Consider the following 785-nt stretch of genomic DNA (forward strand, 5'->3'; position numbering starts at 1 on the left):
ACACACCGGATCCTAATGGGGGAGTTATTGAAAAGAATCAGTCAGGAAGGCTTACAGGAAAGTTAATTGAAGCAGCAAATATGGGTATGAATGAGGTTGCAAGTTATACAGAAAGTGAACTGATGAAGGCTGTGAAAATAGCATCAGATCATTTCGTTGCAGCGGGCATAACAAGTATACATGAGGCAGGTGGAAATGGTCCTGAGAGTTACCGTTTACTGCAACAAGCTGTGAAAAGTAAGGATATTCGTGTYCGTATATATGCAATGATATGTCAGGTAAATAACTCCCATGAATTTGTTAATAAAATGGTCGAAGCTGGTGTGGTAACTGGTACCGGAGATGAGAGATTCAAAGTTGGACCAGCTAAATTGTTTACAGATGGAAGTAGCACCGGACCTACCATTGCAACACGTGAGCCGTACTCCAGTGACTCTAACAATTATGGCATTCTTTATTATAGTGAGGAAGAAATCTACCAGGTTTTAGGTGAAGCACATAAAAAAGGCTATCAAATCACTGTACATGCACAAGGTGATAAAGCCATTGAAATGTATTTAAATTGTGTAGAAAGGGCGTTGGAGGAATCGCCAAGAAAAAACCATCGTCACCGGATTGAGCACGCGGGAATTTCTTCACCAGATTTACAAGAGAGAATGAAAAAACTCGAGATGGTTCCTATTCCAAATCCTCCATTTCCATATGAATTCGGAGAGATATATGTCCAACACTATGGTGATCGTGTTAATGACATGTACGCTGTTCGTGATTTTATTGATCGTGGC

1 protein-coding gene is annotated in these 785 nt (G+C 40.4%); it reads left to right on the forward strand.

Translation table 11 applies throughout. The features are described from left to right. A partial coding sequence (locus AC1DUW_RS31125; protein WP_477644488.1) for an amidohydrolase occupies positions 1-785 on the forward strand: 785 nt, incomplete at both ends.

The sequence above is a fragment of the Peribacillus sp. P4_C12 genome (assembly GCF_056402095.1).